Consider the following 23,020-nt stretch of genomic DNA (forward strand, 5'->3'; position numbering starts at 1 on the left):
GTCGCATCCTCCTGCGGTTGCTGACCGGTCACATCTGTCTGGTCCTTACTACAGAATGTGTGACTGTCCTGTGACCACTGCAAGAGAATTGGTCGCTTTAGTTGTTTGCGCCAGGAATATTTGCCGGGTTGAAGTTGCCGATGTTACCCAGAAGCTGACGCAGGAAGCCTTTGTCTTCCACGTTGGAATCGGTCACGCGACGATCCAGCACGATGACATAGCCGTCTTCCAGGCCGAACCGCTCGATATTGCGAACGACGCCGCGCTGATCAAAGCTGATCGCGACCAGTTCACGTGAAACGACCTCGGGTCGTTTGGGCCCATAATGACGGACGCGCGAGGCGACATAGTAATAGCCCGAATCCCGCACCACGCCCGCCGAGCTGGGCGCGCCGATGGTTTCTTCAACACTATCGCGGGTATCGACGCCGACCTTGATTTTGGCCAGATCCTCTGGCGGAGGCACGTAGCCGTGATTCTTGAAGATTGGTGAACATGCGCCCGCGACCGCCAGACAGGCCGCAAAGACAAGCGTTTTCGACGCTGGTTTCAACCTGTTCAAACCCTTCAACATGCACATCCTCTTGCCATGGCCCCTTGCGGACCCTATCCGATTACAGAAACCAAGGCTCCGGTTCAACACAGGAAAACCTCACGAATGAGCAACCAGACATCTTTACGCGTCGCAGACCTGCCGCAAAACGCTCCGACCCCGTTTGAGTTGCGCCCGACCGGCGACGCGCTGGAGGTCATAAAACAAGAGCTCGGCCTGCTTGGCCTGCGCAAGCTCAGCTTTGTCGGCGAATTGCGCGCGCAGGGCAAACGGGATTGGATGCTTTCTGGCAAGCTGGGCGCAACGGTGATCCAACCTTGTGTCGTGACGTTGGAACCAGTGACCACACGCATCGACACCCCGGTGAGTCGCGTCTTTCTGGCCGATTGGAGCGATCCGGAAGAGCCCGAGTTCGAAATCCCCGAGGATGACGAGACCGAACCGCTTGGGCCCGAGATCGATCCTGCGCTGATCATGGTTGAAGCGCTGTCGCTGGCCCTGCCCCAATATCCACGGAAGGATGGAGTCGAGCTGGGCCAGATAGGCTATACCGAACCGGGCAAACAGGCCCTCACAGATGAGGATGTAAAACCCTTCGCTGGTTTGGCGGGGCTGCGGGATGCGATGAAAAAAGACGAGTGACAGGCGAGGGATTTCCTGTCATAGCAGGCCGTCAGAAAAACCGCTTGAACATGACGAGAATCGCAGTATTTTCGCGCGCTCATTGGAATTTGGGTTGGACATTGCGGGGCAAGCCCCTTAAACGCGCGTCAAACCACGAGAAAACAAAGTACGTAACCCGGCTGACAGCGAATCTGTCAGCCCATATCAGACAAAGGTTGAGACCATGGCCGTCCAACAGAACAAAGTTTCCAAGTCGCGTCGCAACAACCGCCGCGCACACGACGCTCTGGTTGCTGCAAACCCGAACGAATGCCCGAACTGCGGCGAGCTGAAGCGCCCGCACCACGTTTGCGCATCTTGCGGCCACTATGACGATCGTGAAGTCGTCGCTCAGGCCGACGAAATCGACCTGGACGAAGACGCGGCCTAAGCCTGATTGGACGCAGGCCAAGGCATGACGGATCAGCCCACGCAGACCGGACGGATCATCATCTCGGTTGACGCTATGGGCGGAGATTCGGGCCCTGCCGTCGTTGTGGCGGGCATTGCAAAATCTGCGGACAAGAACCCGAAGATCGGGTTCATCCTGCACGGTCAGGAACAGGAACTACGCAAGCTGGTTGCCAAACGGCGTGTCCTTGATGGGCGCGTCGTTTTTCGTGATTGCCCGGACGTGGTCACGATGGAAGACAAACCAAGCCAGGTTGTCCGCAGCGGCAAGAGCACGTCGATGTGGTCCGCTCTGGAAGCGGTGCGTGCAGGTGAAGCGCACGGCGCGGTGTCCTGCGGCAACACGGGAGCGCTGATGGCCATGTCCATGTTGCGGCTGCGCAAGCTGCCCGGCGTGAACCGCCCTGCCATCGCGATCCTGTGGCCCTCGCGCAATCCGCATGGGTTCAACGTGATGCTGGACGTCGGCGCAGATGTGCGCGCTGATGCCAAGGACCTGTTGCAATACGCGCTGATGGGGGCTTCATACGCGCGCAACGGTATGGCGCTCAGCCGCCCTCGGATCGGGTTGCTGAATGTCGGCACCGAAGAACACAAGGGCCGCGCCGAACTGAAAGAAGCCCACGCGATGATCTCGGACTTTGCCGATCAGGCGAATTTCGAATTCGTGGGCTTTGTCGAAGGCAGCGATATCCCCGGCGACAAAGCTGACGTGATCGTGACCGACGGCTTCACTGGAAATGTCGCCATTAAAACCGGCGAAGGCACCGCGAACCTTATCGGTGATTTGCTTCGTGAAGCGTTCAAATACTCGCCCCTATCCCGGCTGGCCTCGATCCTGGCAATCACCTCGTTGAATCGTCTGAAAAAGCGGATAGACCCGCGCCGCGTCAATGGCGGCGTGTTCTTGGGACTCAACGGAACCGTGGTGAAATCCCACGGCGGAGCGGACGCAACCGGCGTTTCCGCAGCGGTTAAGCTGGCCTTCACTCTGGCTGAATCCGGTTTCGCCGAAAAATTGGCGGCACGGGTTGCATCAACAGCCGCACTTGCACAAGATGCGGCCCATTCCGTGACTCAATCGGAATAATAACAAAAAAGGCAGTACCCCAGCATGGCAGGCCGCTCAGTTGTTGTAGGTGTCGGGCATTATTTGCCAGAGCGCGTTGTACCGAACTCTGAGTTCGAGAAAACGCTGGATACGACGGACGAATGGATTCGCACCCGGTCCGGGATCGAGCGGCGACACTTCGCGGCCGAGGAAGAAACCACTTCCGATCTGGCCACCAAAGCGGCCGAAGCCGCACTGGCTGATGCCGGACTGACGGCGGATGATATCGACGCGATTGTACTGGCAACCTCCACAGCTGATCTGACCTTTCCTTCGGCGGCAACCATGGTACAGGCCCGGTTGGGCATGACCAAAGGTTTTGCCTTCGATGTACAGGCGGTCTGCGCAGGGTTTGTCTTTGCGCTCAGCAACGCCAACGCCCTGATCCTGTCCGGTCAGGCCAAGCGCGTACTGGTGATCGGCGCCGAGACCTTTTCACGAATCATGGACTGGACCGACCGGTCGACCTGCGTGCTGTTTGGCGATGGCGCGGGCGCACTGGTTCTGGAAGAGCAAGAGGGTCAGGGCACTTCGGATGATCGCGGTATTCTTGCGACCGACTTGAATTCGGACGGACGCTACAAAGACCTTCTCTATGTTGATGGCGGGGTTTCGACCCAATCCACCGGCCACTTGCGGATGCAGGGCAATCAGGTCTTCCGTCATGCGGTCGAGAAACTGGCCCGAACTGCCGAAGTCGCGCTGGAACGAGCCGGTTTGTCCAGCGATGATGTCGACTGGATCGTGCCGCATCAGGCCAATATCCGCATTATTCAGGGCACCGCCAAGAAGATGGGCCTGCCGATGGATAACGTCGTCGTCACCGTTCAGGACCATGGCAACACATCGGCAGCCTCCATCCCTCTGGCCCTGTCGGTGGGCAAGCAAAACGGCCAGATCAAAACCGGCGATCTGATCGTTACAGAGGCGATTGGTGGCGGTCTGGCCTGGGGGGCGGTCGCACTGCGTTGGTAACCGGCACAATCCGGCTTACAGAGCCTCCTGCAATTCATTGATATTGACAGCGAATTTTGCATAGCCATATGCTCAGACATCAACAGGGGAAAAAGCATGGGCGACAAAACACTGACCCGAATGGATCTGAGCGAGGCCGTCTTTCGTGAGGTTGGCTTGTCACGCAATGAAAGCGCACAGCTGGTCGAAAGCGTTCTGAACCACATGTCTGACGCGCTGGTGCGTGGCGAACAGGTTAAGATTTCGTCATTCGGCACCTTCAGCGTTCGGGACAAAACCGCCCGTATCGGTCGCAACCCTAAAACCGGTGAAGAGGTTCCGATCCAGCCCCGTCGTGTACTGACATTCCGTCCGTCGCACCTGATGAAGGATCGCGTCGCCGCAGGGAACCGCAAGTAAGTTCAGGACATCCAGGTTATGAGTAAGTCCCCCGATGCCTTTCGCACCATAAGTGAAGTTGCGGACTGGCTCGGAGTTCAGGCTCATGTGCTGCGTTTCTGGGAAAGCCGGTTTACCCAAGTCAAACCCGTCAAACGCGCCGGTGGGCGGCGATATTATCGCCCCAATGATATGCGTCTGCTGGGCGGTATCAAGAAACTGCTGCACGAGGACGGGATTACCATCAAAGGTGTTCAGCGTATCCTTCGGGAACAGGGCGTTGCGCATGTTGCATCGCTTTCGCCCAATTTGGATGAAAACGCGCCCGCACCCAGCATCGACGATACTGTGGTTCCGTTCGCTTCAGCGCCGGAACCATCCGCAAACCAGATCGACATGGATTTGGGCGAAACCGCCCATTCCCCTGCCCCAGAGGCTCCGAAACCCGTCGCAACCCCCGAACCCAAACCGATACCGGCTGAGCTGGATGCAGCGCCGCTGATGGGTGGTATTGCCTCGCTGGCATGGAATCGTGACGAGTATGACGATGAGCTGTTGCACCAGATTGCACCCATCGCCAAGGACCTGCGCAGGTGGCTGGATCGCGTCGAACACCACACGGCGGGATAGCAAAAAAGGCGATGATTTCCTCTTGCCCCCGCCGGGAAAGTCTTTATGAACACCTCAACGTCGGGCTATGGCGCAGCCTGGTAGCGCGTCCGTCTGGGGGACGGAAGGTCGCAGGTTCGAGTCCTGCTAGCCCGACCAAATCACACCGACGTTTATGGCACATAGGCCAGATCCCGCTCTGGCAGCAGAGGGGATCGAGATGACAGGTGTTTGCCCAAATCAACAGCTTGAGGCGATGATTGCACGCGGTGAGATCGCCGCAAGCCCAGACATCATCCCTGCACAGGTGCAGCCGGCAAGCCTTGATCTACGTTTGGGAACAGTGGCTTACCGGGTGCGCGCGTCGTTTCTGGCAGGCGAAGGACGGTCTGTCGCAGACCGGCTGGCCGAGTTTGAGATGCACCGCATCGACATCACTGAAGGCGCTGTTCTGGAAAAGGGCTGTGTCTATCTGGTGCCGCTGATGGAATCACTCGCCCTGCCCGATGACGTCAGTGCGGTGGCCAATGCCAAAAGCTCGACCGGGCGGCTCGACTTGCTCACGCGCACGATCACCGATGGCGGAACCGAGTTTGATCGGGTTCCCGCAGGCTACACAGGTCCGCTTTATGCCGAGATCTGCCCGCGATCGTTCTCGGTTCTGGTGCGCCCCGGAATGCGTCTGAATCAGATCCGTTTCCGCAAAGGTCAGGCGGTACTCAGCGACGCCGAGCTGACCGCGTTGCATGGTCAAACGCCGTTGGTTGATGGGCCAGCCGTCATTCAGGACGGGTTGGGGTTTTCGGTCGATCTGCAACTGCCCGATACCGATCTGGTCGGCTATCGTGCCAAGCCCCATACCGGGGTGATCGATCTGGATCGGATCGGCGAATACGACCCGCAGGAATACTGGGAAGAGGTGCATACCAAGGATGGTCGCATCATCCTCGACCCCGGCGCGTTCTACATTCTCGTCAGCCGCGAAGCGGTGCATATCCCGCCAATGTATGCTGCTGAAATGGCCCCTTATCTGGCTATGGTCGGCGAGTTCCGGGTACATTACGCCGGATTCTTTGACCCGGGCTTTGGACATGCCGAAGCAGGCGGCGCTGGATCACGCGGGGTGCTGGAAGTGCGCTGCCACGAAGCGCCATTTGTGTTGGAACACGGACAAGTCGTCGGGCGCCTGGTTTATGAGAAGATGGCAGAAATGCCGACACAGCTATATGGTGCTGGGATTGCCTCGAACTATCAGGGTCAAGGCCTGAAACTGTCCAAGCATTTCAAAGCTGTGGGCTGAGTTTCAGAACTTCATGAACCGACGCATCTGACGCGACACCTGCCGCATCTGCTTTGCGCTTTGATTTTGGCGCTTGGTCGCATCGCGCATCTGGCGATCCGCCTCGGGGCCATTCTCAACATCAGACTGACCCGGTTTGCGGCCCACCTTGCTGGCCATATCAATACCCTTGTCCACACCGTGGTTCACCAGGCGACGCATCACCCGGCGCACGATCATATCGATGATCCGATTGGCATTCATTGGCTCAACTCCGTTTCCTGCACCCTATGATAGGCGGGATCTGCGGCAATAAAAGGGCTGTCCGATCACTCTTCTTCGAACAGTTCGGTTTGATCTTCGTCCTCGTCATCACCCTGCCCTTCGCCCAGCGGCACAGCACCAGGGGGTGGGCGATTCTCCAACAATCCGGCTGCGCGCAACTCCTTCAGGCCCGGCAGGTCACGGGCGTTTTCCAGCCCGAAATGATCCAGAAACTCAGGCGTTACGACGAATGTCACCGGACGGCCTGGTGTCATGCGACGGCGGCCCAGTCGGATCCACTCCATCTCAAGCAGTTGGTCAATGGTGCCGCGCGAAACGGACACGCCCCGGATTTCCTCGATCTCCGCACGCGTGCAGGGCTGGTGATAAGCCACGATCGCCAGCGTTTCGATGGCCGCCCGGCTAAGCTTGCGGGTCTCAACCGTTTCCTTCTGCATCAGGAAGCCAAGATCGGGGGCTGTGCGGATCGCCCAAGCCTCACCAACGCGCACCACACGCACCCCGCGCCCTTCGTATCGTTTCTGAAGCGATTCAACAGCTTGCGCGGCATTGCTTCCATGGGGCATCCGCGCTTCAAGATCACCAATCGTCACTGGCTCGGCGCTGGCAAACAGCACGGCCTCGACCATACGTTCCTGTTCCGCCAAGGGCGGCGCTTCGAACAGTGTGCCTGTCTCTTCGTTGGCGTCAGTCACGTGTCTCAGTCCTCTTACGCAGATGGATCGGCGCAAAGGTCTCGCTTTGCTTGATCTCCATATGTCCTTCTTTCACCAGCTCAAGCGAGGCTGCGAAGGTTGCAGCCGTGGCCGAGCGTCGCCGCACCGGATCAGCATCCCAGCCTTCGGGCAGGTAGGTCTCCATATCCGTCCACGCACCGGCAAAGCCTATCAGGGGTCGCATCCGCTCAAGCGCTTGTTCCATGGTGAAAACGGCGTCGCGGTCCATGACGAAGGGGCGGAACTCGTCGCGCGTGCGGATACGCGCATAGCCCTGCATCAGGTCCAGCAATGTGGCGGAATAGGTCACGGTGCGGATTCGCGTAACATCCTCACCCTGCCCGCGTTTGAAAAAATCGCGGCCCAATTGATCACGCGCCATCAGGCGCGCAGCGGCATCGCGCATGGCCTGCAGACGCTCCAATTGGAATGCGAGGTGCGCGGCGAGTTCCTCGCCCGAGGGGCCTTCATCATCCGGGTCCGGGGGCAGCAGCAAGCGGGATTTGAGGAAAGCTAGCCAAGCGGCCATCACCAGATAGTCGGCGGCCAGTTCGATCCTCAACTGACGCGCTTTTTCGACAAATGTCAGATACTGTTGAGCCAGCGCAAGAACCGAGATTTTGCGCAAGTCCACTTTTTGCGTACGCGAAAGTGTCAAAAGCACATCGAGCGGACCCTCAAACCCGTCGACGTCCACAATCAAAGCCTCGGCGGCCAGCCGATCGGCAACCGAGACCGGGTCTTCGCTGAAAAGGTTATCCTGCATATACCTGCCCGCCCATTAGGGCAGATAGTTCCGCCTCGGCGGCTTGGATGTCAAGTTCCTGTGGCGGTTGTCTCCGGGCCAGCGCCCGATCTGCGCGGGCTTGTGCCGCATCCGACATCTCACCAGCGGCTTCGAGCACCTGCGCGCGTTCTTCAAAGGCCCCGTTGCAGTGCAAGGCCGCATCGCATCCGGCGTCCAGTGCCTGTCGGGCCAAGTCGGCGGGCGCGCCGTTCAGGGCTTTCATCGTGATATCGTCGGTCATAATCAGACCGTCGAAACCGATGCGCTCCCTAATCATCGTCATCATTCCAGCAGAAATCGTTGCGGGCCTTGGATCGATCTGGTCATAAACCAAATGCGCCGTCATCCCCATCGGCAAGTCGTTCAGCGCGCGGAATGGTGCAAAATCTGCCGCTTCCAGTGCACTTAGAGAAAGATCCACATGCGGCAACTCGTGATGACTGTCGAGCGTCGACAGACCGTGGCCGGGCATGTGCTTTACTACCGGCAACACTCCGCCATCAAAGTGTCCGTTGGCAACGGCTCGACCAATCGCGGAAACCTTTTCGGGATCAGACCCATAGCAGCGGTTCTTCAGGAACGCATGAGTACCCTCGCGGGCCAGATCGACCATCGGCGCACAATTGCTGTCGATGCCCAATCCCAGCAGTTCATGCGCGATCAGACGATAGCGCAGATACATCGCGCGCTCGGCCTGATCTCCGGCATGCGCGACATGATCCAAAGGGGGCAACCATTCACGGGCTAAAGGTGCGCGCAGACGTTGTACGCGGCCACCTTCCTGATCGACTGTGATTAGGCAATTTCGGCCAACCGCCTCGCGGAAGTCCTCGCACAAGGCGCGGGTCTGGTCAGCGGATTCGATGTTGCGGGCAAACAGAATGAACCCGAACGGATTCATCTCTTTGAACAAAGCTTTTTCATCCGGCGTCAGGCGCAGCCCTTCGGCATCGGTGATAACCGCGCCAAATCTCACCGGACGGCGACCGGGATACAGTCTGCACCCTGCGCGACTAGGGCCGCGCAAAACTGGCGCGAGTCGCTCAGATCATCAAACCCCATGACACGCAGGCGATAGAAGGTTCGCCCTCCGCTTGAGGTCTTCTGAATAACACGCTGTTTTCCATCCATATATTCTCCAAATCGGCCATTCAAACGTGCCCATTCGGCCTGCGCCACATCGGCGCTTTCGTATGCCCCAAGCTGAGCCAATCGCGTGCCTTTGGTCAATGTATCGGGATCAACATCCAGACCAACAGCAGCCTTTACTGCAGCATTGATCGCAGCTTCCGTAGCGCTGTTGGACGAAATAGAACTTGGCGTAGCGCGGGCTGGACGCACATGCGGACGCAGCGACCGGCGCACACCAGGCAGTGCAGCAATCTTAGGGTCGGGCTGTTGCGCGGCGTAATCAGCCGGATCAATCGCGGGCTCGTCTTCGGGCGTGACCAGGGAAGCCAATTGCACGCCCTGCTCAGGCGTCTGTTCAGGCAGAGGTTCGGCGGCGAGCCCTTCGGCCAGAGCGTTCACGATCGCCTGATCAGTGGCGGGTTCCTCAATCACTTGCACTGCATTTGTGGCCTCAAGCGCGGTCATGGGCGTGTCTTCATCAGTCAGAGACACGGGGCGCGGTGCGAGGATCAGACGATCTGCCGGCGGTGCAGCAGTCCCGACAGCGGCAACTGCATTCACCGCTAGGCCCTGATTATCAGCAGGCGTCCCGCCGGGATTTTCGGGCTGCACGCGCATGGGTCCTTCGGCGGCGCGCACGACCGGTACCCCGCTGACGTCGCGCATGATCAGTTGGTAGCCCCAAACGCCGACTCCGGCGACCAGCGCCAAAGACGCAACCGCCCCAAGCACGTTGACAATACGGCCCAGCCCAGCGCCTGCGCGCGGGGCGTCATCATAGCTATAGCTTTCATCAGGATAATCATACGCATCTTCAGGATGCGATTGATTCGAGTAATGCATCTGCTCGGGGCTATGCTGCCCCGAGTAATCGTAACGTGCCATTTCCGCCTCACCGCCCGATTGCGCCGTAAAAAGTGGCGCGCGGGTCATTTCTTGTCTGCTTCAGACCGGCGGTTCGGGCGATATTTGTTATCGCATCTCCTGCGCCGGGGTAACGCCAAGAATACCCAAGCCCGCTGAAATCACAACAGAAACAGCCCGGGCCAGTGCGATTTTCGATTGGCTTGTGGCAACATCGCCATCCTGAATGAAGCGCAACTGGGTTTCGTCATTGCCCTTGTTCCACAGCGCGTGAAAATCTCCTGCTAATTCATAGAGATAGAAGGCAACCCGGTGCGGTTCATTTGTGCGAGCGGCGATTTCAACCAGACGTGGCCATTCTGCCAGCTTCTTGGCAACGGTCAGCTCAGGGGCGTGGTCGATCTTTCCCAGATCTGCCCCAGATAGCGTAGCATCATCGGCAGAAATCCCGGCCTCAGCGGCGCGGCGCAGCACACTCATGACGCGGGCATGGGCGTATTGGACGTAGAACACCGGGTTTTCGCGGCTTTGTTCCAACACCTTGTCGAAATCGAAATCCAGCGGTGCGTCGTTCTTGCGGGTCAGCATCACGAAACGGGTTACATCAGGCCCGACCTGATCGACTACATCGCGCAACGTGACAAAGTTCCCTGCCCGCTTGGACATCTTGAATGGCTCGCCATTCTTCCACAGCTTCACCAATTGGGTAAGCTTGATATCCAGCGGCACCTTACCATCGGAAAGGGCCGAAACGGCCGCCTTCATCCGTTTGACATAGCCGCCATGGTCCGCACCGAACACATCGATTAGCGCGTCAAACCCACGGCTCACCTTGTCATAATGATAAGCGATATCCGGGGCGAAATAGGTCCAGCTGCCGTCCGATTTCTTGACCGGGCGGTCGACGTCATCCCCGTGTTCGGTCGACTTGAACAAGGTCTGCTCGCGCGGTTCCCAATCCTCGGGTTTCTTACCCTTGGGCGGCTCAAGAACGCCTTCGTAGATCAGGCCCTTGTCGGTTAGCGACTGAAGCGCAGCCTCGATCCGCCCTGTGCCGTAGAGCGACTTCTCTGAGAAGAACACATCCATCTCAACACCCAGCGCCTTCAGGTCGGCGCGGATCAGGTCCATCATAGCGTCGGTTGAGAATTCGCGCAGCTCTTCCAGCCATACGCTTTCTGGCTTGTCGATCAGGCTGTCGCCGTATTTCTCTTTCAGCGCCTGACCGATCGGGATCAGGTAATCGCCGGGATAGAGACCTTCGGCGATCTCGGGACTGAGCCCGTTGGCCTCGCGATACCGTTCATATGCCGACCGCGCCAGCACATCCACCTGCGCGCCGCCATCGTTGATGTAGTATTCGCGGGTCACCTCATGGCCCGAATAGGCTAGCAAGCTTGCCAGCGCATCACCGAACACAGCCCCCCGCGTGTGGCCCACATGCAGCGGGCCGGTCGGGTTGGCCGAGACATATTCCACGTTCACCTTCTGACCATGTCCCATGGTCGAACGGCCATAATCGGTGCCCTTTTCCAGCACCGCAGCCAACACTCCCTGCCAAACCGAAGACGCAAGCCGCAGGTTTAGAAAGCCCGGGCCCGCCACCTCGGCGCTGGTGATCCGGCCGTCTGCAGACAGCTTGCCCGCAAGCACATCCGCAATGTCCCGCGGCTTCATCTTCGCCGGTTTCGCCAGTACCATCGCCGCATTGGTCGCCATATCGCCATGCGCCGCATCGCGCGGAGGCTCAACCGCCACGTTGTCAAAGCTCAGCCCCTCAGGCAGCGCGCCTTCGGACTGCATCTGCGCCAGCGCGTCCAGTACCAGGCCGCGGATCTCGGAAAACAGGTTCATTTCGGATGTCCTTTTGCTTGCCGCGGGGTTTACCACGCAAAGCGCCAAGGTCAATGGACGCCTAAATTTTGCGCTTGGATTAACCGCTATCAGGGCTAAGGTCGGGGAAAACCGTGACCGGAGCCCCTGAATGCGCCTTACCTTGCCCTTTGCCCTGTTGCTGACCACCGCCCTGCCCACATGGGCCGAGATGCCCTCACCTCAAGGCCACGTACTGCTGACGCTCGGTGGCGCCATCACCGAAACCAATCTGCCCGCGCGCGCTGAGAACGACGGTGGGCTGTTGGGTTTTCTCGAAGTCACACATGACGGTGCAGCAGGCTTTGACGCTGCCATGCTGGACGGGTTGGATCAGGTCGAGATCACCATCCCCTACGGCCCGCCAGAGAACCAGCGCGACTATACCTTTTCCGGCCCACTGTTATCCGACGTGATGACGATGGCAGGTGCCAGGGGCAAATCCGCCCTGCCCATGGCTATGGATGGCTATCAGGCTGAAATCCCATGGGAAAGCATCGAGACACATCAACCCATCGTGGCCACCCACGCGGATGGCGTGCCGATGGGCATTGGTAGTTACGGCCCCACGATGATCGTTTTCCCGCCCACGAATGATGCTGAACTGGCTCAAACACAAGCCAGCCAACAGGTCTGGGCCATCGCCTATATTGCGATCGAGTGATCTCCGGTCAGCCGGGCATGGTCTTGCAGCGCAAACCTGTCGGTCATACCCGCGATATAATCCGAGACGATGCGGGCCAGCGCGGTCTCATCCTTTGCCGTCTCGATATCGACATGCCAGTGCCTGGGCATCTGTTTCGGGTCGGACAGGTAAATCGGAAACAGTTCCTCAACCACCTTGCTGACACTGGCGCGCACTTCCATCACGCTCGGTGCGCGATACATGCGCGAAAACAGGAAGGCGCGGATCTGTTTGAGCTTCGCCCAAAGATCATCCGAGAATTGAATGACCGGATAACCCAGATGGCGGATATCCTCGACCGACCGCGCCCCCGAGGCCGCTATCAACGCGCGTGAGGTGTCGATAACATCCGAAACCATGACGCCAAATACCCGTCTGAGCGCCTCGTGCCGACGGCGATAAGGGTCAAGACCCGGAAATTTGGCATCCACTTCGGCGAAACAGGCATCAATTATGGGAAGCTGCTGAATGTCTTCATCTCTGAACAATCCCGCCCGTAATCCGTCAAACAGATCGTGGTTGTTGTAGGCAATGTCGTCCGACAACGCCGCGACCTGCGCCTCAGCGCTCGCATGAGTATGGAGTTCGAGGTCAAAGCCCTGGTTGCATTCGGCCAATGCCCAAGGCAATGCACCAGTGACCGGCCCGTTGTGCTTGGCTATCCCTTCCAGACATTCCCAGGTCAGGTTGCACCCATCGAACTCGGCGTAGTGACGCTCGAGTTTGGTCACGATCCGAATGGCCTGTGCGTTGTGGTCAAAGCCACCATATGGCTCCATCAACGCATGCAGAGCATCCTCGCCCGTGTGGCCAAACGGCGTATGCCCGAGGTCGTGCGCCAACGCGACCGCTTCGGTCAATTCGCCGTTCAAGCCTAAGGCCCCGGCAATCGTTCGAGCCACCTGAGCCACTTCTATGGAATGCGTCAGGCGGGTTCGATAACTGTCGCCCTCATGCTCAACAAACACCTGAGTTTTGTGTTTGAGGCGCCTAAACGCGCTGGCATGAATAATCCTGTCACGGTCGCGCTGAAAGCATGACCGAAAACTGCTTTCCTCCTCAGGTACAAGCCGCCCCCTCGCGCGGCCTGGGTCCGAGGCAAAACCCGCTCTGTCCAAAGGTCTTGTCCTTGTCGCCTGTCGTCAGGTTCCATATATTGTACGATGCTAAGGAAATAAACCTTTGGAGACCGGCATGAATCTGCCCCCAACAGTCACAGAACGCGCCTTTGAACGCCTGGCCGAAATCGGTGCCGCAGATCAGGGCCAGGCCCTGCGTGTCGCTGTGGAGGGTGGCGGATGTTCCGGTTTTCAATACGAGATCGCCCTGGATGTGCCGAAAGAGGACGATTTGGTGCTAGAGGGCAAAGGCCAAAAGGTCATCGTCGACTCGATCTCTCTGCCGTTTCTGGAGAACGCGGTAATTGATTTCACACAGGAACTCATCGGCGCGCGCTTCGTGATTGAGAACCCCAACGCCACGTCTTCCTGCGGCTGCGGCACATCGTTCTCGATGTAGCGTCAGTGGGGGCTTTGCCCCCACACCCCCAAGGTATTTTTAGCCAGATGAAGAGAGATCCACTCTCTGATAGTCAAAGTCAGAGAGCTTCACCTGGCGCGGTCATCGGCGCCTCCGCCTGTACCGCATACTCAGTTTTGACGAATATGGTTAAGAATCCGTTTCTTCATCTGGCCCAAAATACCTCGGAGCGCGAGGCAGAGCCTCGCTTACTTATTCGGCAACTTGCCGTTGCGTGTATTCTGCGCGATAGGTTGCCAATGGCACCGGAGGATCACGCATGAAAATCGCCACATTCAACATCAACGGTATCAAGGCAAGGGCCGAGGCGTTACCTCGCTGGTTGGATGAGGCGCAGCCCGATGTCGTGTTGCTGCAGGAAATCAAATCTATTGATGAGAATTTCCCCCGCGAGATTTTCGAGGAGCGCGGATATAACGTTGAAACCCACGGTCAAAAGAGCTTCAACGGCGTTGCAATCCTTTCGAAATTGCCGCTTGAGGATGTCTCCCGTGGGTTGCCCGGTGATGAAAGTGATGAGCAGGCGCGCTGGATCGAAGCTACTGTCACAGGAAAGAGAGCACTGCGCATCTGCGGATTGTATCTGCCAAATGGCAATCCGGTGCCGGGGCCGAAATATGACTACAAGCTTGAGTGGATGGAGCGCCTCTATGATCGTGCCCGCGATTTGATGGCATCAGAGGAACCCGCGTTGATGGCCGGGGATTACAATATCATCCCGCAGGCCGAAGATGCCAAGCGCCCCGACGCCTGGCGCGAGGATGCGCTATTTCGACCCGAAAGTCGCGCTGCATTCCGTAAGGTATTGAATCTGGGCTTCACCGAAGCCTTTCGCGCACGAACGCAAGGCCCCGGTCATTACTCATTCTGGGATTATCAAGCCGGCGCGTGGAACAGAAACGACGGGATTCGCATCGATCACTTTCTTCTGACGCCGCAAGCTGCAGATTTGATGCGTGATTGCAGGATCGATGCCGAAGTGAGGGGGCACGAAAAACCTTCGGACCATGTGCCGGTCTGGGTTGATCTCGACCTGTGAACGCTTACGCGGTCGCGTCGTAGCTATAGATCCACTCGTAGCGCCGTGCCAAGCGTGGACCAACCGCCATTAAGGCGGCCTGCGCGGCCAGCCTCATTGGCCCACGAAGGTGGAAATTACGCGCATTTGCGCCTGCAGCGCCAACCACTTGCCTGGCACGCGGTCGTCGAGTGGCTTCATAGGTAGCCAATGCGCGGGCGACGCCTGAGTTGTCCTGGAACGCGCGTGTCAGGACCCAGGCATCTTCCAGTGCCAGGCAAGCTCCTTGGGCCATAAAAGGCAACGTCGGGTGCGCCGCATCCCCAAGTAAGGCCAATCGCCCATTCTGCCAGATTTGCGCCACGGGGCGCAGAAACAGCGCCCAAAGGTGAACCTCGTCAATCTTTGACAATATGTCACCAACCGGTCCGCCAAAATCGGCGAACCGGGTTCGCAGGTCGTCGGGATCACCCTGACGTCGCCAGCCTTCCTCTTGCCAGTCGGAACGCTCTTCTATGGCCACGATGTTCACGAGGCGTTGATCGCGCAGCGGGTAGGTTACCACGTGCCGGCCTGGCCCCATCGTCAAGGACGCGCATGGCAGTTCTTCTGGCTGGGTCCAGGGGATCGTTGCTCGCCAGGCAACCTGATGGGTGAACACCGGGACCTCGGGGCCATTCAAGATCGGGCGGATAGCGCTGCGCCCACCGTCTGCGGCGATCGCGCATTCCGCACGCAGCCTTTCGCCGCTTTCCAGAACGATCTCGGCTTCGCTTGGGTGTTTATGAACCGTCGCGACAGGTGCATCCAGCCGAATATCCACCCCAGAGCGCAAGGCGGCTTTGTGTAACAGGTCCAGCAGATCTGCCCGGTGATAATAGTAAGTCGACCCAGCGGCAGGGACCGGGACCCGACTGATCACGCGCCCATTACGGTAATCGCGCAGAACGGTCCCACCCGAGATTTGTCCAGCTTCCGGGACCTTACCAGCAACGCCTAGCGCACGCAGTACCGCCATCCCGTTCGCACTGATTTGCAATCCAGCACCAACTTCGGTCAGTTCTGGGGCCTGCTCCAGAACCGTCACCTGAGCACCCTGACTTCGCAGTGCGAGTGCCGCCGCCATGCCCCCAATGCCGCCGCCAATGACGCAGAAATTCAGACCATTGATATTCATGGACCTGCCATAACGCAAAAACGCCGAGGCGACAGGCCCCGGCGCAGTTGTTTTGTTGCAATTTCCCAGCGATCAATCGTCGCGGTGGACCTTTTCGCGGCGCTCGTGACGCTCTTGCGCCTCAAGCGTCATAGTCGCGATAGGACGCGCATCCAGGCGCTTGAGCGAGATCGGATCACCGGTCTTCTCGCAATATCCATACTCCCCTTCTTCGATCCGACGCAGGGCCGAGTCGATTTTGGCCACCAGCTTACGCTGACGATCCCGGGTGCGCAGTTCCAGCGCACGGTCGGTCTCTTCGCTTGCGCGGTCAGCGACATCGGGTATGTTTCGGGTGTTGTCCTGCAGACCTTCGATCGTATCACGGCTGCCTGCGAGTAGTTCTGTCTTCCAATCCATCAGCTTGCGGCGAAAATACTCAAGCTGGCGGTCATTCATGAAAGGCTCATCTTCGGCCGGACGATAATCTTCCGGCAGAAAAACTTCCTGCTTCATATTTGCTCCCTCGGTATGGCCTGAAACGTCGGTTGCGATTGTATTACCTGACATTCGGCACCCCCTTCTGCGGAGCGTGTAACCGACGGGGCAGAGATTGTCACTACACAAACGTATGCCTCGCCGCCGCGTCACTCCGACTGCTCTAATATTGAGACTTGTAACAACAAAACCTTGTTTTTCTGTGGTTCTCGCAAGGCGTTTTTCAGGCAGCTTCAACCCCTGCGATACCCCGCCCCGAACGAATCGCCCAAAACAGATTGGACTTACAGCCCATCCCATCCTCTCGCGACGCTGCGGCCCGGCTTGTAAATAACCTTGCCTCTCTGTAACCCGAGCAGAGCAAACCCAGCCCGCATTCCGCGGAAACCACATGAGGGGTCCCATGACCGCACGTTTTCAAGGCACCGCAGAATATGTTGCCACCGACGATCTGAACATTGCCGTGAACGCTGCCGTCACGCTGGAACGCCCCTTGTTGGTCAAGGGCGAGCCCGGAACTGGCAAGACCGAGCTGGCGAAACAGGTCGCAGGCGCGCTGGGGCTGACGATGATTGAGTGGAACGTGAAATCCACCACCCGAGCGCAACAGGGGTTGTATGAATACGATGCGGTCAGCCGTTTGCGCGATAGCCAGCTTGGCGAAGAGCGCGTGCATGATGTCTCGAACTATATTCGCAAGGGCAAGCTGTGGCAGGCATTCGATGCGGATGAAAAGGTCGTGCTACTGATCGACGAGATCGACAAGGCTGATATCGAATTCCCCAACGATCTATTGCAAGAACTCGATAAGATGGAGTTCCACGTCTACGAGACTGGCGAGACGATCCGTGCCAAGAACCGCCCTATCGTCATAATCACGTCGAACAACGAAAAGGAACTACCTGACGCATTCCTGCGCCGCTGCTTCTTTCACTACATCCGCTTTCCAGACGAAGCCACGATGCGCCGTATCGTCGAAGTCCATCACCCCGGCATCAAAGATGCGCTGCTGACCACCGCGCTGACCCAGTTCTACGAAATCCGCGAAACGCAAGGTTTGAAGAAAAAGCCCTCGACCTCGGAAGTGCTGGACTGGCTGAAACTGCTCTTGGCTGAGGACTTGAGCGCTGAGGACCTTAAACGCGACGGTGTGAATGCACTGCCCAAGCTACATGGTGCGCTTCTAAAAAATGAGCAGGACGTACACCTGTTTGAACGGCTGGCCTTTATGGCGCGTAGCAAGCGGTGATCACAGCTTGTCATCGGTACGGTCGGGTGTCAGCATTACATCAACGAAAGACCCCGCGCCAATCGGGCCTCCAGAGCAGGAAATAATAAAATGTCTAACGCCCTCACAATTCGCCCCTTGCGACCAGAAGACCGGGATCAATGGGCCGAAATGTGGCGTGACTACCTGGCATTTTATGAAACCGAAGTGCCGGATTCGACTTTCCAAAGCACCTTTGCACGGCTCTTAGGTGATGATCCGAATGACTTTTCCTGTTTTGTCGCGGATTTGGATGGGCAATTGCTTGGACTGACCCACTACCTGTTTCATCGCCACGCCTGGAAGGAAGAAAGTGTCTGCTATCTGCAGGATCTCTATGCCCGCCCAGAAGCGCGAGGCACCGGAGTTGGACGCGCCCTGATTGAGGCCGTCTATGAAGAAGCGGACAGGCAGAAAGCCCCCTCAGTCTATTGGCTGACGCAGGAAAACAACCATACCGCACGCAAACTCTATGACCGCATCGGCAAGTTGTCGCCGTTCCTGAAGTATCAGCGACCATGAGGCTTTTGGGCGCAACCCTCCTTCTGGCGGCGCTGTCTGCCTGCACCACGGTCGACCGGATCGAGACGCCGACTCGTACCCAGGTGATTGAAGCTTCGCTGCCGCCGTCTAAATCCTTCGGCGCTGCTCGTCCAAGCCCGCCTGCCCGTTCAAACAAGAACATCGCCGCAGATTTCCTATCGCTGCATTTCGCACTTGAGAGCGGCGCAGAGTTGCCCGTTTTCACCCGGTTTGATGGACCCATCACGGTGCGTCTGACTGGGACACCGCCACCAACGATGCAGACCGACCTGAGCCGGCTACTGACCCGGTTGCAACGTGAGGCGAAGATCGACATCCGGCAGATTCCAGAGGGTCAGGCGAACATCACGATCGAGGCTGTAAGCCAGAAACAGATCCGCCGCATCCTGCCGCAGGCCGCCTGTTTCGTCGTGCCCAACTCTTCAAGTCTGGAAGAATACCGCCGTGACAGGCGCAAAAGCAAAAGCAACTGGACCGAACTGCGAAAACGTGAACGGATCGGGATATTCATCCCCTACGATGCCAGCCCACAGGAAATTCGGGACTGCCTGCATGAAGAATTGGCTCAGGCACTTGGACCTCTGAACGACCTCTATCGCCTAACCGATTCAGTATTCAACGACGACAATTTCCACACGGTTCTGACCGGATTCGACATGTTGATCCTGCGCGCAGCCTATGCGCCTGAGTTGCAAAATGGCATGACACGCGAACAGGCGGCGGCGGTTCTGCCCGGCGTACTCAGCCGGCTGAACCCCAGAGGGGATCGGGTTGCGCCACAACAGGTTACTGAGACGCCTCGGGCGTGGATTAACGCAGTTCAACGCGCTTTGGGGGCTGGCGCTGGTACGGCCAAACGCGTCAACGCTGCGAACGAGGCAGCGCGAATTGGTCAACAGCAAGGCTGGACCGACCACCGCCGCGCCTATCCGCATTATCTGCTGGGGCGCATGGGGCAATTCGACGACCCCGAGGCGGCGCAGCAGCAATATGAAATTGCCCTGAAATACCTGAACGCCACCCCGGGAACGGAAATTCAGCGCGCTCATATCACGGCACAAACCGCAGCATTTGCTTTGGCACAGGGTCAGGGCACCGAGGCCCTGCCCGAATTGAACAAAGCAATCAATGTCATGACCAAGGCCGAGAACGCCGCCCTTCTGGCCACCCTGCTGCTGCTCAAATCCGAGGCACTGCGGCAGTCCGGTCAACTAGATCAGGCACGTCGTGTTCGGCTGGACAGTATCGGATGGGCACGTTACGGCTTCGGCTCGGATTTGGTGGTGCGCTCGGTCACACAAGACATCGCGCAGTCAGCCGCCACAAGCACGGGTGGATAACGTCACATGATAGTGGTTCTGGGCATGGCTATTCTGGGCGCGATTCTGGGCGCGTTGACAGCACGCAAACGTAACGGAAGCGGTGCTGATATGGTTCAATACGCCGCAGGTTACGGCATTGCCTTTGCGTTGGTCGGGCTGGTGATTTCACTGGTCATTGTCCGCCTGGTATAGAACGATGTTCCTGCCCTTCTTCGAAAACCTCCGAAACGCTGGCATTCCCGTATCTCTGCGCGAGTACCTGACGTTTCTGGAAGGGATGAAAAAGGGCTTGGCGACATACGATGTCGAGGCGTTTTACTATCTCGCCCGCGTTTCGATGGTGAAAGACGAGCGCAACATCGACAAGTTCGACCGTGCCTTTGCCGCCAGTTTCGAAGGGTTGGGTGAAATCAGTTTCGATCAAGTACTCGAGGCGGTCGATATTCCTGCCGAGTGGCTTGCAAAGATGGCCGAAAAGCACCTGTCGGATGAAGAAAAAGCCGAGATCGAGGCGCTTGGTGGCTTTGATAAACTGATGGAGACGCTACGCGAGCGCCTCAAGGACCAACAGGGTCGCCATCAGGGCGGTAACAAGTGGATCGGCACCGCGGGCACCTCACCTTTCGGCGCCTATGGCTACAACCCCGAAGGCGTGCGCATCGGCCAGAAAGAAAGCCGCCATCAGCGTGCCGTAAAGGTCTGGGACAAGCGCGAATTCAAGAACTTAGATGACACTGTTGAACTTGGCACCCGGAACATCAAGGTTGCCTTGAAACGCCTGCGCCGCTGGGCGCGTGAAGGTGCAGCGGAAGAGCTTGATCTGGATGGAACGATCAGGGCTACGGCTGAACACGGATATCTGGATGTCAAAACCCGACCCGAACGTCACAACGCCGTCAAAGTGCTTTTGTTTCTGGACGTGGGCGGATCGATGGACCCGCATATCAAGGTTGTGGAAGAACTGTTCTCGGCGGCCCGGACCGAGTTCAAACATCTGGAATACTACTACTTCCACAATTGCCTCTATGAAGGCGTCTGGCGCGACAATCGCCGCCGCTGGGATCAGCAAACTCCGACGCACGAGGTCTTGCGTACATACGGGCCGGACTACAAATGCATCTTTGTCGGCGATGCCTCGATGAGTCCTTACGAGATCGCTTATCCCGGTGGTGCAAATGAGCATTGGAATCAGGAATCTGGCCAAGTCTGGCTGGGCCGTGCACGCGAACAGTGGACATCGAACCTGTGGATCAATCCAGTGCCAGAGAAGTATTGGGAATATACCCATTCGATCGGCATGATCCGTGAGATATTCGAAGATCGCATGGCACCCATGACGCTGGCGGGTTTGGAACAAGGTATGCGGGAACTGACGCGCTAGTCACCGTCGGAGTCCTGGTTGACTCAGAAACCGGAAACAATAGGCCTAGTTTTCAGAGATATTCGCGTCAAAAGCACCACCAAAGAAACAATCTCGGCAAAATTCCCTGCCTCTCTCGAATTCGTGATATACGACAAAGGGATTGAAGCTGGGGGGCTGAGATGACCATTTCAAAACTACGAAATATCCTGACATCTGTTTTGACCATTACAGCGTTCGCAATTGCATCGGGTGCGACCGCGACATTGGTACTTTCCCCTGACGCCGCTTATGCCAAGAATGATAATGGCAAGGGAAAGGGCCGCGGCGGCGGCAAAGGTAGTTCTGGAAAAAGCAACGACGGCAACAAAGGCAAGGGAAAGTCCGGAAAAGGCAACGACGGCAACAAAGGTGGCGAAAAGGGAAAATCCGGCAAGACTAAGGGTGCCAAAAGCGCGGGTAAAGATCCCGGCAAGGCCAAGTCCAAAACGCACCGCGTTAAAAAGGCTTTCGGGTTCAACAAGAAGCAAAAGGCAAAACACCACCGGTCAGCCAAAACCTCTGCTAAAGCTAAGGGACGGAACGGCAAGGTACAAAAGACCACACTGGCGGGCTTTGGAAGAGAGTTTAAACGCGATGTCGAGCAACTATTTGGCAAGCGTTCGCCGGTAAAAACCAAGTCAAGCGCGAACCGGGTAAAGAAATCGTACCGCAAGGCCTCGGTTGCTCCTGTTGAGTATTCCCCGCGACCTGTTGCTCGCACAGATTATAAATCCAAGCACTATGACAATAAGAAGCCCGGCAAGCGTCGCTATCGCGACCCGCTTGTTGCAGCAATCACCGATCCCGATGGCTCGGACAAGCTGCGTAACCTGAATGCGTCTAAGGCAGCGGCCCCGGCGTTCCGCAATGCTTCACCCAACAGCAATGTCGGCAAGATCGCGACCTATCAGGCGGCGGCGGAAACCTATTACGATCTACGCGGTGACCTCTATGAGGCGCGCCGTGAACTGCGTGATCTGAACGAAGACTACGATGGCCGCAGCAGCGAAGATATCGCCGATGATATCGCCGCGCTTGATCCTGCAGACCCGAACTATGATGACAAGCTGAGTGCGCTTGAGGATGAGCTGCGAGACGCTGAAACCTACGAGGAGGCGCGCGACGATCTGCGCGCGGATCTGAGGGATCTGAAATACGAAACCCGCGACGCGTTGCAAGATGCGGAGGCTGCCTTTTATGACGCTTCGAGAGGGCGTACATTGACCAAGGCGACGCTGGGCGAGTTCCACGGCAATCTCGATCTGCCACAGCCAAACCACCGGCACAAGGACTGGGCAACGATCCAGCCGGTGCCTTACGATCCTGACGGCTACCGCTATTCGGATGATAAGAAGTTCTATGATGAAACCGACTATCGACTGCGATACGACAAGCCATATTCCGATCGCAAGAAGGACCGCTACCGCTATTACCGCGACCCGCTTGTTGCAGCGATCACCGATCCCTATGGCTCGGACAAGCTGCGTAACCTGAATGCGTCTAAGGCAGCGGCCCCGGCGTTCCGCAATGCTTCACCCAACAGCAATGTCGGCAAAATCGCGACCTACCAAGCGGCGGCGGAAACCTATTACGACTTACGCGGTGACCTCTATGAGGCGCGCCGTGAACTGCGTGATCTGAACGAAGACTACGATGGCCGCAGCAGCGAAGACATCGCCGATGATATCGCCGCACTTGATCCTGCGGACCCGGACTATGATGACAAGCTGAGTGCGCTTGAGGATGAGCTGCGCGATGCTGAAACCTACGAGGAGGCGCGCGACGCTCTGCGCGCGGATGTGAGGGACCTGAGAGTTGATGCTCTGGTCGCAGAAAAGGAAGCTGAACGCGCATTTTTTGAGGCTTCGAAGGGCGAGGTCTTAACCAAGCAGTCCCTTGCCGAGTTTCATTCGAACCTGCACCTGCCCTCGCCAGGCAGGTAAGGCTGGATTGAGC

26 protein-coding genes and 1 tRNA gene are annotated in these 23,020 nt (G+C 57.8%); 17 read left to right on the forward strand and 10 right to left on the reverse strand.

What is annotated here, in order from left to right:
* Nucleotides 1-97: 97 nt before the first annotated feature.
* On the reverse strand, nucleotides 98-574 hold the full coding sequence (locus ACR0I1_RS03865) for an outer membrane protein assembly factor BamE (RefSeq protein WP_170396685.1): 477 nt from the start codon (nucleotides 572-574) through the stop codon (nucleotides 98-100).
* Nucleotides 575-658: 84 nt separating this feature from the next.
* Between ACR0I1_RS03865 and ACR0I1_RS03870 the strand changes: the two genes are divergently transcribed.
* The 8 genes from ACR0I1_RS03870 (at nucleotide 659) to ACR0I1_RS03905 (ending at nucleotide 6,000) form a co-directional block, all read left to right on the forward strand.
* Nucleotides 659-1,195, forward strand: a complete 537-nt coding sequence (locus ACR0I1_RS03870) for a YceD family protein (protein WP_480705043.1) — start codon at nucleotides 659-661, stop codon at nucleotides 1,193-1,195.
* A gap of 205 nt (nucleotides 1,196-1,400) precedes the next feature.
* Nucleotides 1,401-1,607 (forward strand): 50S ribosomal protein L32, encoded by a 207-nt coding sequence (gene rpmF / locus ACR0I1_RS03875; protein ID WP_008756996.1) that lies wholly within the window; start codon nucleotides 1,401-1,403, stop codon nucleotides 1,605-1,607.
* 24 nt (nucleotides 1,608-1,631) lie between these two features.
* Nucleotides 1,632-2,717, forward strand: coding sequence for a phosphate acyltransferase PlsX (gene plsX, locus ACR0I1_RS03880; RefSeq protein ID WP_480705045.1), 1,086 nt, complete (start codon nucleotides 1,632-1,634; stop codon nucleotides 2,715-2,717).
* A 24-nt stretch (nucleotides 2,718-2,741) separates the two neighbouring features.
* The gene (locus ACR0I1_RS03885; protein WP_480705047.1) at nucleotides 2,742-3,713 is read left to right on the forward strand and encodes a beta-ketoacyl-ACP synthase III; all 972 of its coding nucleotides are present in this window, start codon (nucleotides 2,742-2,744) and stop codon (nucleotides 3,711-3,713) included.
* 96 nt (nucleotides 3,714-3,809) lie between these two features.
* Nucleotides 3,810-4,112, forward strand: coding sequence for an integration host factor subunit alpha (gene ihfA, locus ACR0I1_RS03890; RefSeq protein WP_008755922.1), 303 nt, complete (start codon nucleotides 3,810-3,812; stop codon nucleotides 4,110-4,112).
* 18 nt (nucleotides 4,113-4,130) lie between these two features.
* Complete coding sequence (locus tag ACR0I1_RS03895; RefSeq protein ID WP_480705049.1) at nucleotides 4,131-4,721, forward strand: MerR family transcriptional regulator; 591 nt, start codon at nucleotides 4,131-4,133, stop codon at nucleotides 4,719-4,721.
* A gap of 61 nt (nucleotides 4,722-4,782) precedes the next feature.
* Nucleotides 4,783-4,859, forward strand: a tRNA-Pro gene (locus tag ACR0I1_RS03900).
* Nucleotides 4,860-4,920: 61 nt separating this feature from the next.
* The gene (locus tag ACR0I1_RS03905; protein WP_170509858.1) at nucleotides 4,921-6,000 is read left to right on the forward strand and encodes a 2'-deoxycytidine 5'-triphosphate deaminase; all 1,080 of its coding nucleotides are present in this window, start codon (nucleotides 4,921-4,923) and stop codon (nucleotides 5,998-6,000) included.
* Nucleotides 6,001-6,003: 3 nt separating this feature from the next.
* On the opposite strand, the gene ACR0I1_RS03910 is transcribed toward ACR0I1_RS03905, so the two are convergent.
* The 6 genes from ACR0I1_RS03910 to argS form a co-directional block, all read right to left on the reverse strand.
* Nucleotides 6,004-6,243, reverse strand: a complete 240-nt coding sequence (locus ACR0I1_RS03910; RefSeq protein WP_170396673.1) for a hypothetical protein — start codon at nucleotides 6,241-6,243, stop codon at nucleotides 6,004-6,006.
* Between the two features lie 65 nt (nucleotides 6,244-6,308).
* A complete protein-coding gene (gene scpB / locus ACR0I1_RS03915) occupies nucleotides 6,309-6,959 on the reverse strand; it encodes an SMC-Scp complex subunit ScpB (protein ID WP_170396671.1) in 651 nt (216 codons plus the stop codon).
* Nucleotides 6,952-7,746: a segregation and condensation protein A gene (locus ACR0I1_RS03920; RefSeq protein WP_170509855.1), complete on the reverse strand. Its 795-nt coding sequence runs from the start codon at nucleotides 7,744-7,746 to the stop codon at nucleotides 6,952-6,954. Before ACR0I1_RS03920 ends, scpB begins: the two co-directional genes overlap by 8 nt.
* A complete protein-coding gene (nagZ, locus tag ACR0I1_RS03925) occupies nucleotides 7,736-8,743 on the reverse strand; it encodes a beta-N-acetylhexosaminidase (RefSeq protein WP_170636220.1) in 1,008 nt (335 codons plus the stop codon). Before nagZ ends, ACR0I1_RS03920 begins: the two co-directional genes overlap by 11 nt.
* A complete protein-coding gene (locus ACR0I1_RS03930; protein ID WP_480705051.1) occupies nucleotides 8,740-9,831 on the reverse strand; it encodes an SPOR domain-containing protein in 1,092 nt (363 codons plus the stop codon). The genes nagZ and ACR0I1_RS03930 overlap by 4 nt, the downstream gene beginning before the upstream one ends.
* 39 nt (nucleotides 9,832-9,870) lie before the next feature.
* Entirely contained in the window at nucleotides 9,871-11,616 is a 1,746-nt protein-coding gene (gene argS / locus ACR0I1_RS03935) for an arginine--tRNA ligase (RefSeq protein WP_480705053.1), read from the reverse strand.
* A gap of 130 nt (nucleotides 11,617-11,746) precedes the next feature.
* Between argS and ACR0I1_RS03940 the strand changes: the two genes are divergently transcribed.
* A complete protein-coding gene (locus ACR0I1_RS03940) occupies nucleotides 11,747-12,298 on the forward strand; it encodes a putative pterin-binding protein (protein WP_480705055.1) in 552 nt (183 codons plus the stop codon).
* Here the strand turns inward: ACR0I1_RS03940 and ACR0I1_RS03945 are convergent.
* Nucleotides 12,280-13,437: a deoxyguanosinetriphosphate triphosphohydrolase gene (locus ACR0I1_RS03945; RefSeq protein ID WP_480705057.1), complete on the reverse strand. Its 1,158-nt coding sequence runs from the start codon at nucleotides 13,435-13,437 to the stop codon at nucleotides 12,280-12,282. The genes ACR0I1_RS03940 and ACR0I1_RS03945 overlap by 19 nt on opposite strands.
* Before the next feature lie 76 nt (nucleotides 13,438-13,513).
* Between ACR0I1_RS03945 and ACR0I1_RS03950 the strand changes: the two genes are divergently transcribed.
* The gene (locus tag ACR0I1_RS03950) at nucleotides 13,514-13,837 is read left to right on the forward strand and encodes a HesB/IscA family protein (protein ID WP_170396659.1); all 324 of its coding nucleotides are present in this window, start codon (nucleotides 13,514-13,516) and stop codon (nucleotides 13,835-13,837) included.
* 280 nt (nucleotides 13,838-14,117) lie between these two features.
* On the forward strand, nucleotides 14,118-14,897 hold the full coding sequence (gene xth / locus ACR0I1_RS03955) for an exodeoxyribonuclease III (protein ID WP_480705059.1): 780 nt from the start codon (nucleotides 14,118-14,120) through the stop codon (nucleotides 14,895-14,897).
* 4 nt (nucleotides 14,898-14,901) lie between these two features.
* Here the strand turns inward: xth and ACR0I1_RS03960 are convergent, their stop codons facing one another.
* Nucleotides 14,902-16,053, reverse strand: a complete 1,152-nt coding sequence (locus tag ACR0I1_RS03960; RefSeq protein ID WP_480705061.1) for an FAD-dependent monooxygenase — start codon at nucleotides 16,051-16,053, stop codon at nucleotides 14,902-14,904.
* Between the two features lie 72 nt (nucleotides 16,054-16,125).
* A complete protein-coding gene (gene dksA, locus ACR0I1_RS03965; RefSeq protein WP_074736317.1) occupies nucleotides 16,126-16,548 on the reverse strand; it encodes an RNA polymerase-binding protein DksA in 423 nt (140 codons plus the stop codon).
* Between the two features lie 385 nt (nucleotides 16,549-16,933).
* On the opposite strand from dksA, the gene ACR0I1_RS03970 reads away from it, so the two are divergent.
* From ACR0I1_RS03970 to ACR0I1_RS03995, 6 genes are all read left to right on the forward strand, one after another.
* Nucleotides 16,934-17,779, forward strand: a complete 846-nt coding sequence (locus ACR0I1_RS03970) for an AAA family ATPase (RefSeq protein ID WP_170396653.1) — start codon at nucleotides 16,934-16,936, stop codon at nucleotides 17,777-17,779.
* A 90-nt stretch (nucleotides 17,780-17,869) separates the two neighbouring features.
* Nucleotides 17,870-18,319: a GNAT family N-acetyltransferase gene (locus tag ACR0I1_RS03975; RefSeq protein ID WP_170422139.1), complete on the forward strand. Its 450-nt coding sequence runs from the start codon at nucleotides 17,870-17,872 to the stop codon at nucleotides 18,317-18,319.
* Nucleotides 18,316-19,680 (forward strand): DUF2927 domain-containing protein, encoded by a 1,365-nt coding sequence (locus tag ACR0I1_RS03980; RefSeq protein ID WP_480705063.1) that lies wholly within the window; start codon nucleotides 18,316-18,318, stop codon nucleotides 19,678-19,680. The genes ACR0I1_RS03975 and ACR0I1_RS03980 overlap by 4 nt, the downstream gene beginning before the upstream one ends.
* 6 nt (nucleotides 19,681-19,686) lie before the next feature.
* On the forward strand, nucleotides 19,687-19,854 hold the full coding sequence (locus tag ACR0I1_RS03985) for a hypothetical protein (protein ID WP_480705065.1): 168 nt from the start codon (nucleotides 19,687-19,689) through the stop codon (nucleotides 19,852-19,854).
* Nucleotides 19,855-19,858: 4 nt separating this feature from the next.
* Nucleotides 19,859-21,043 (forward strand): vWA domain-containing protein, encoded by a 1,185-nt coding sequence (locus ACR0I1_RS03990; protein WP_480705067.1) that lies wholly within the window; start codon nucleotides 19,859-19,861, stop codon nucleotides 21,041-21,043.
* Nucleotides 21,044-21,204: 161 nt separating this feature from the next.
* On the forward strand, nucleotides 21,205-23,007 hold the full coding sequence (locus ACR0I1_RS03995; RefSeq protein WP_480705069.1) for a hypothetical protein: 1,803 nt from the start codon (nucleotides 21,205-21,207) through the stop codon (nucleotides 23,005-23,007).
* Nucleotides 23,008-23,020: the final 13 nt, after the last annotated feature.

The organism is Ruegeria sp. B11 (genome assembly GCF_056539785.1).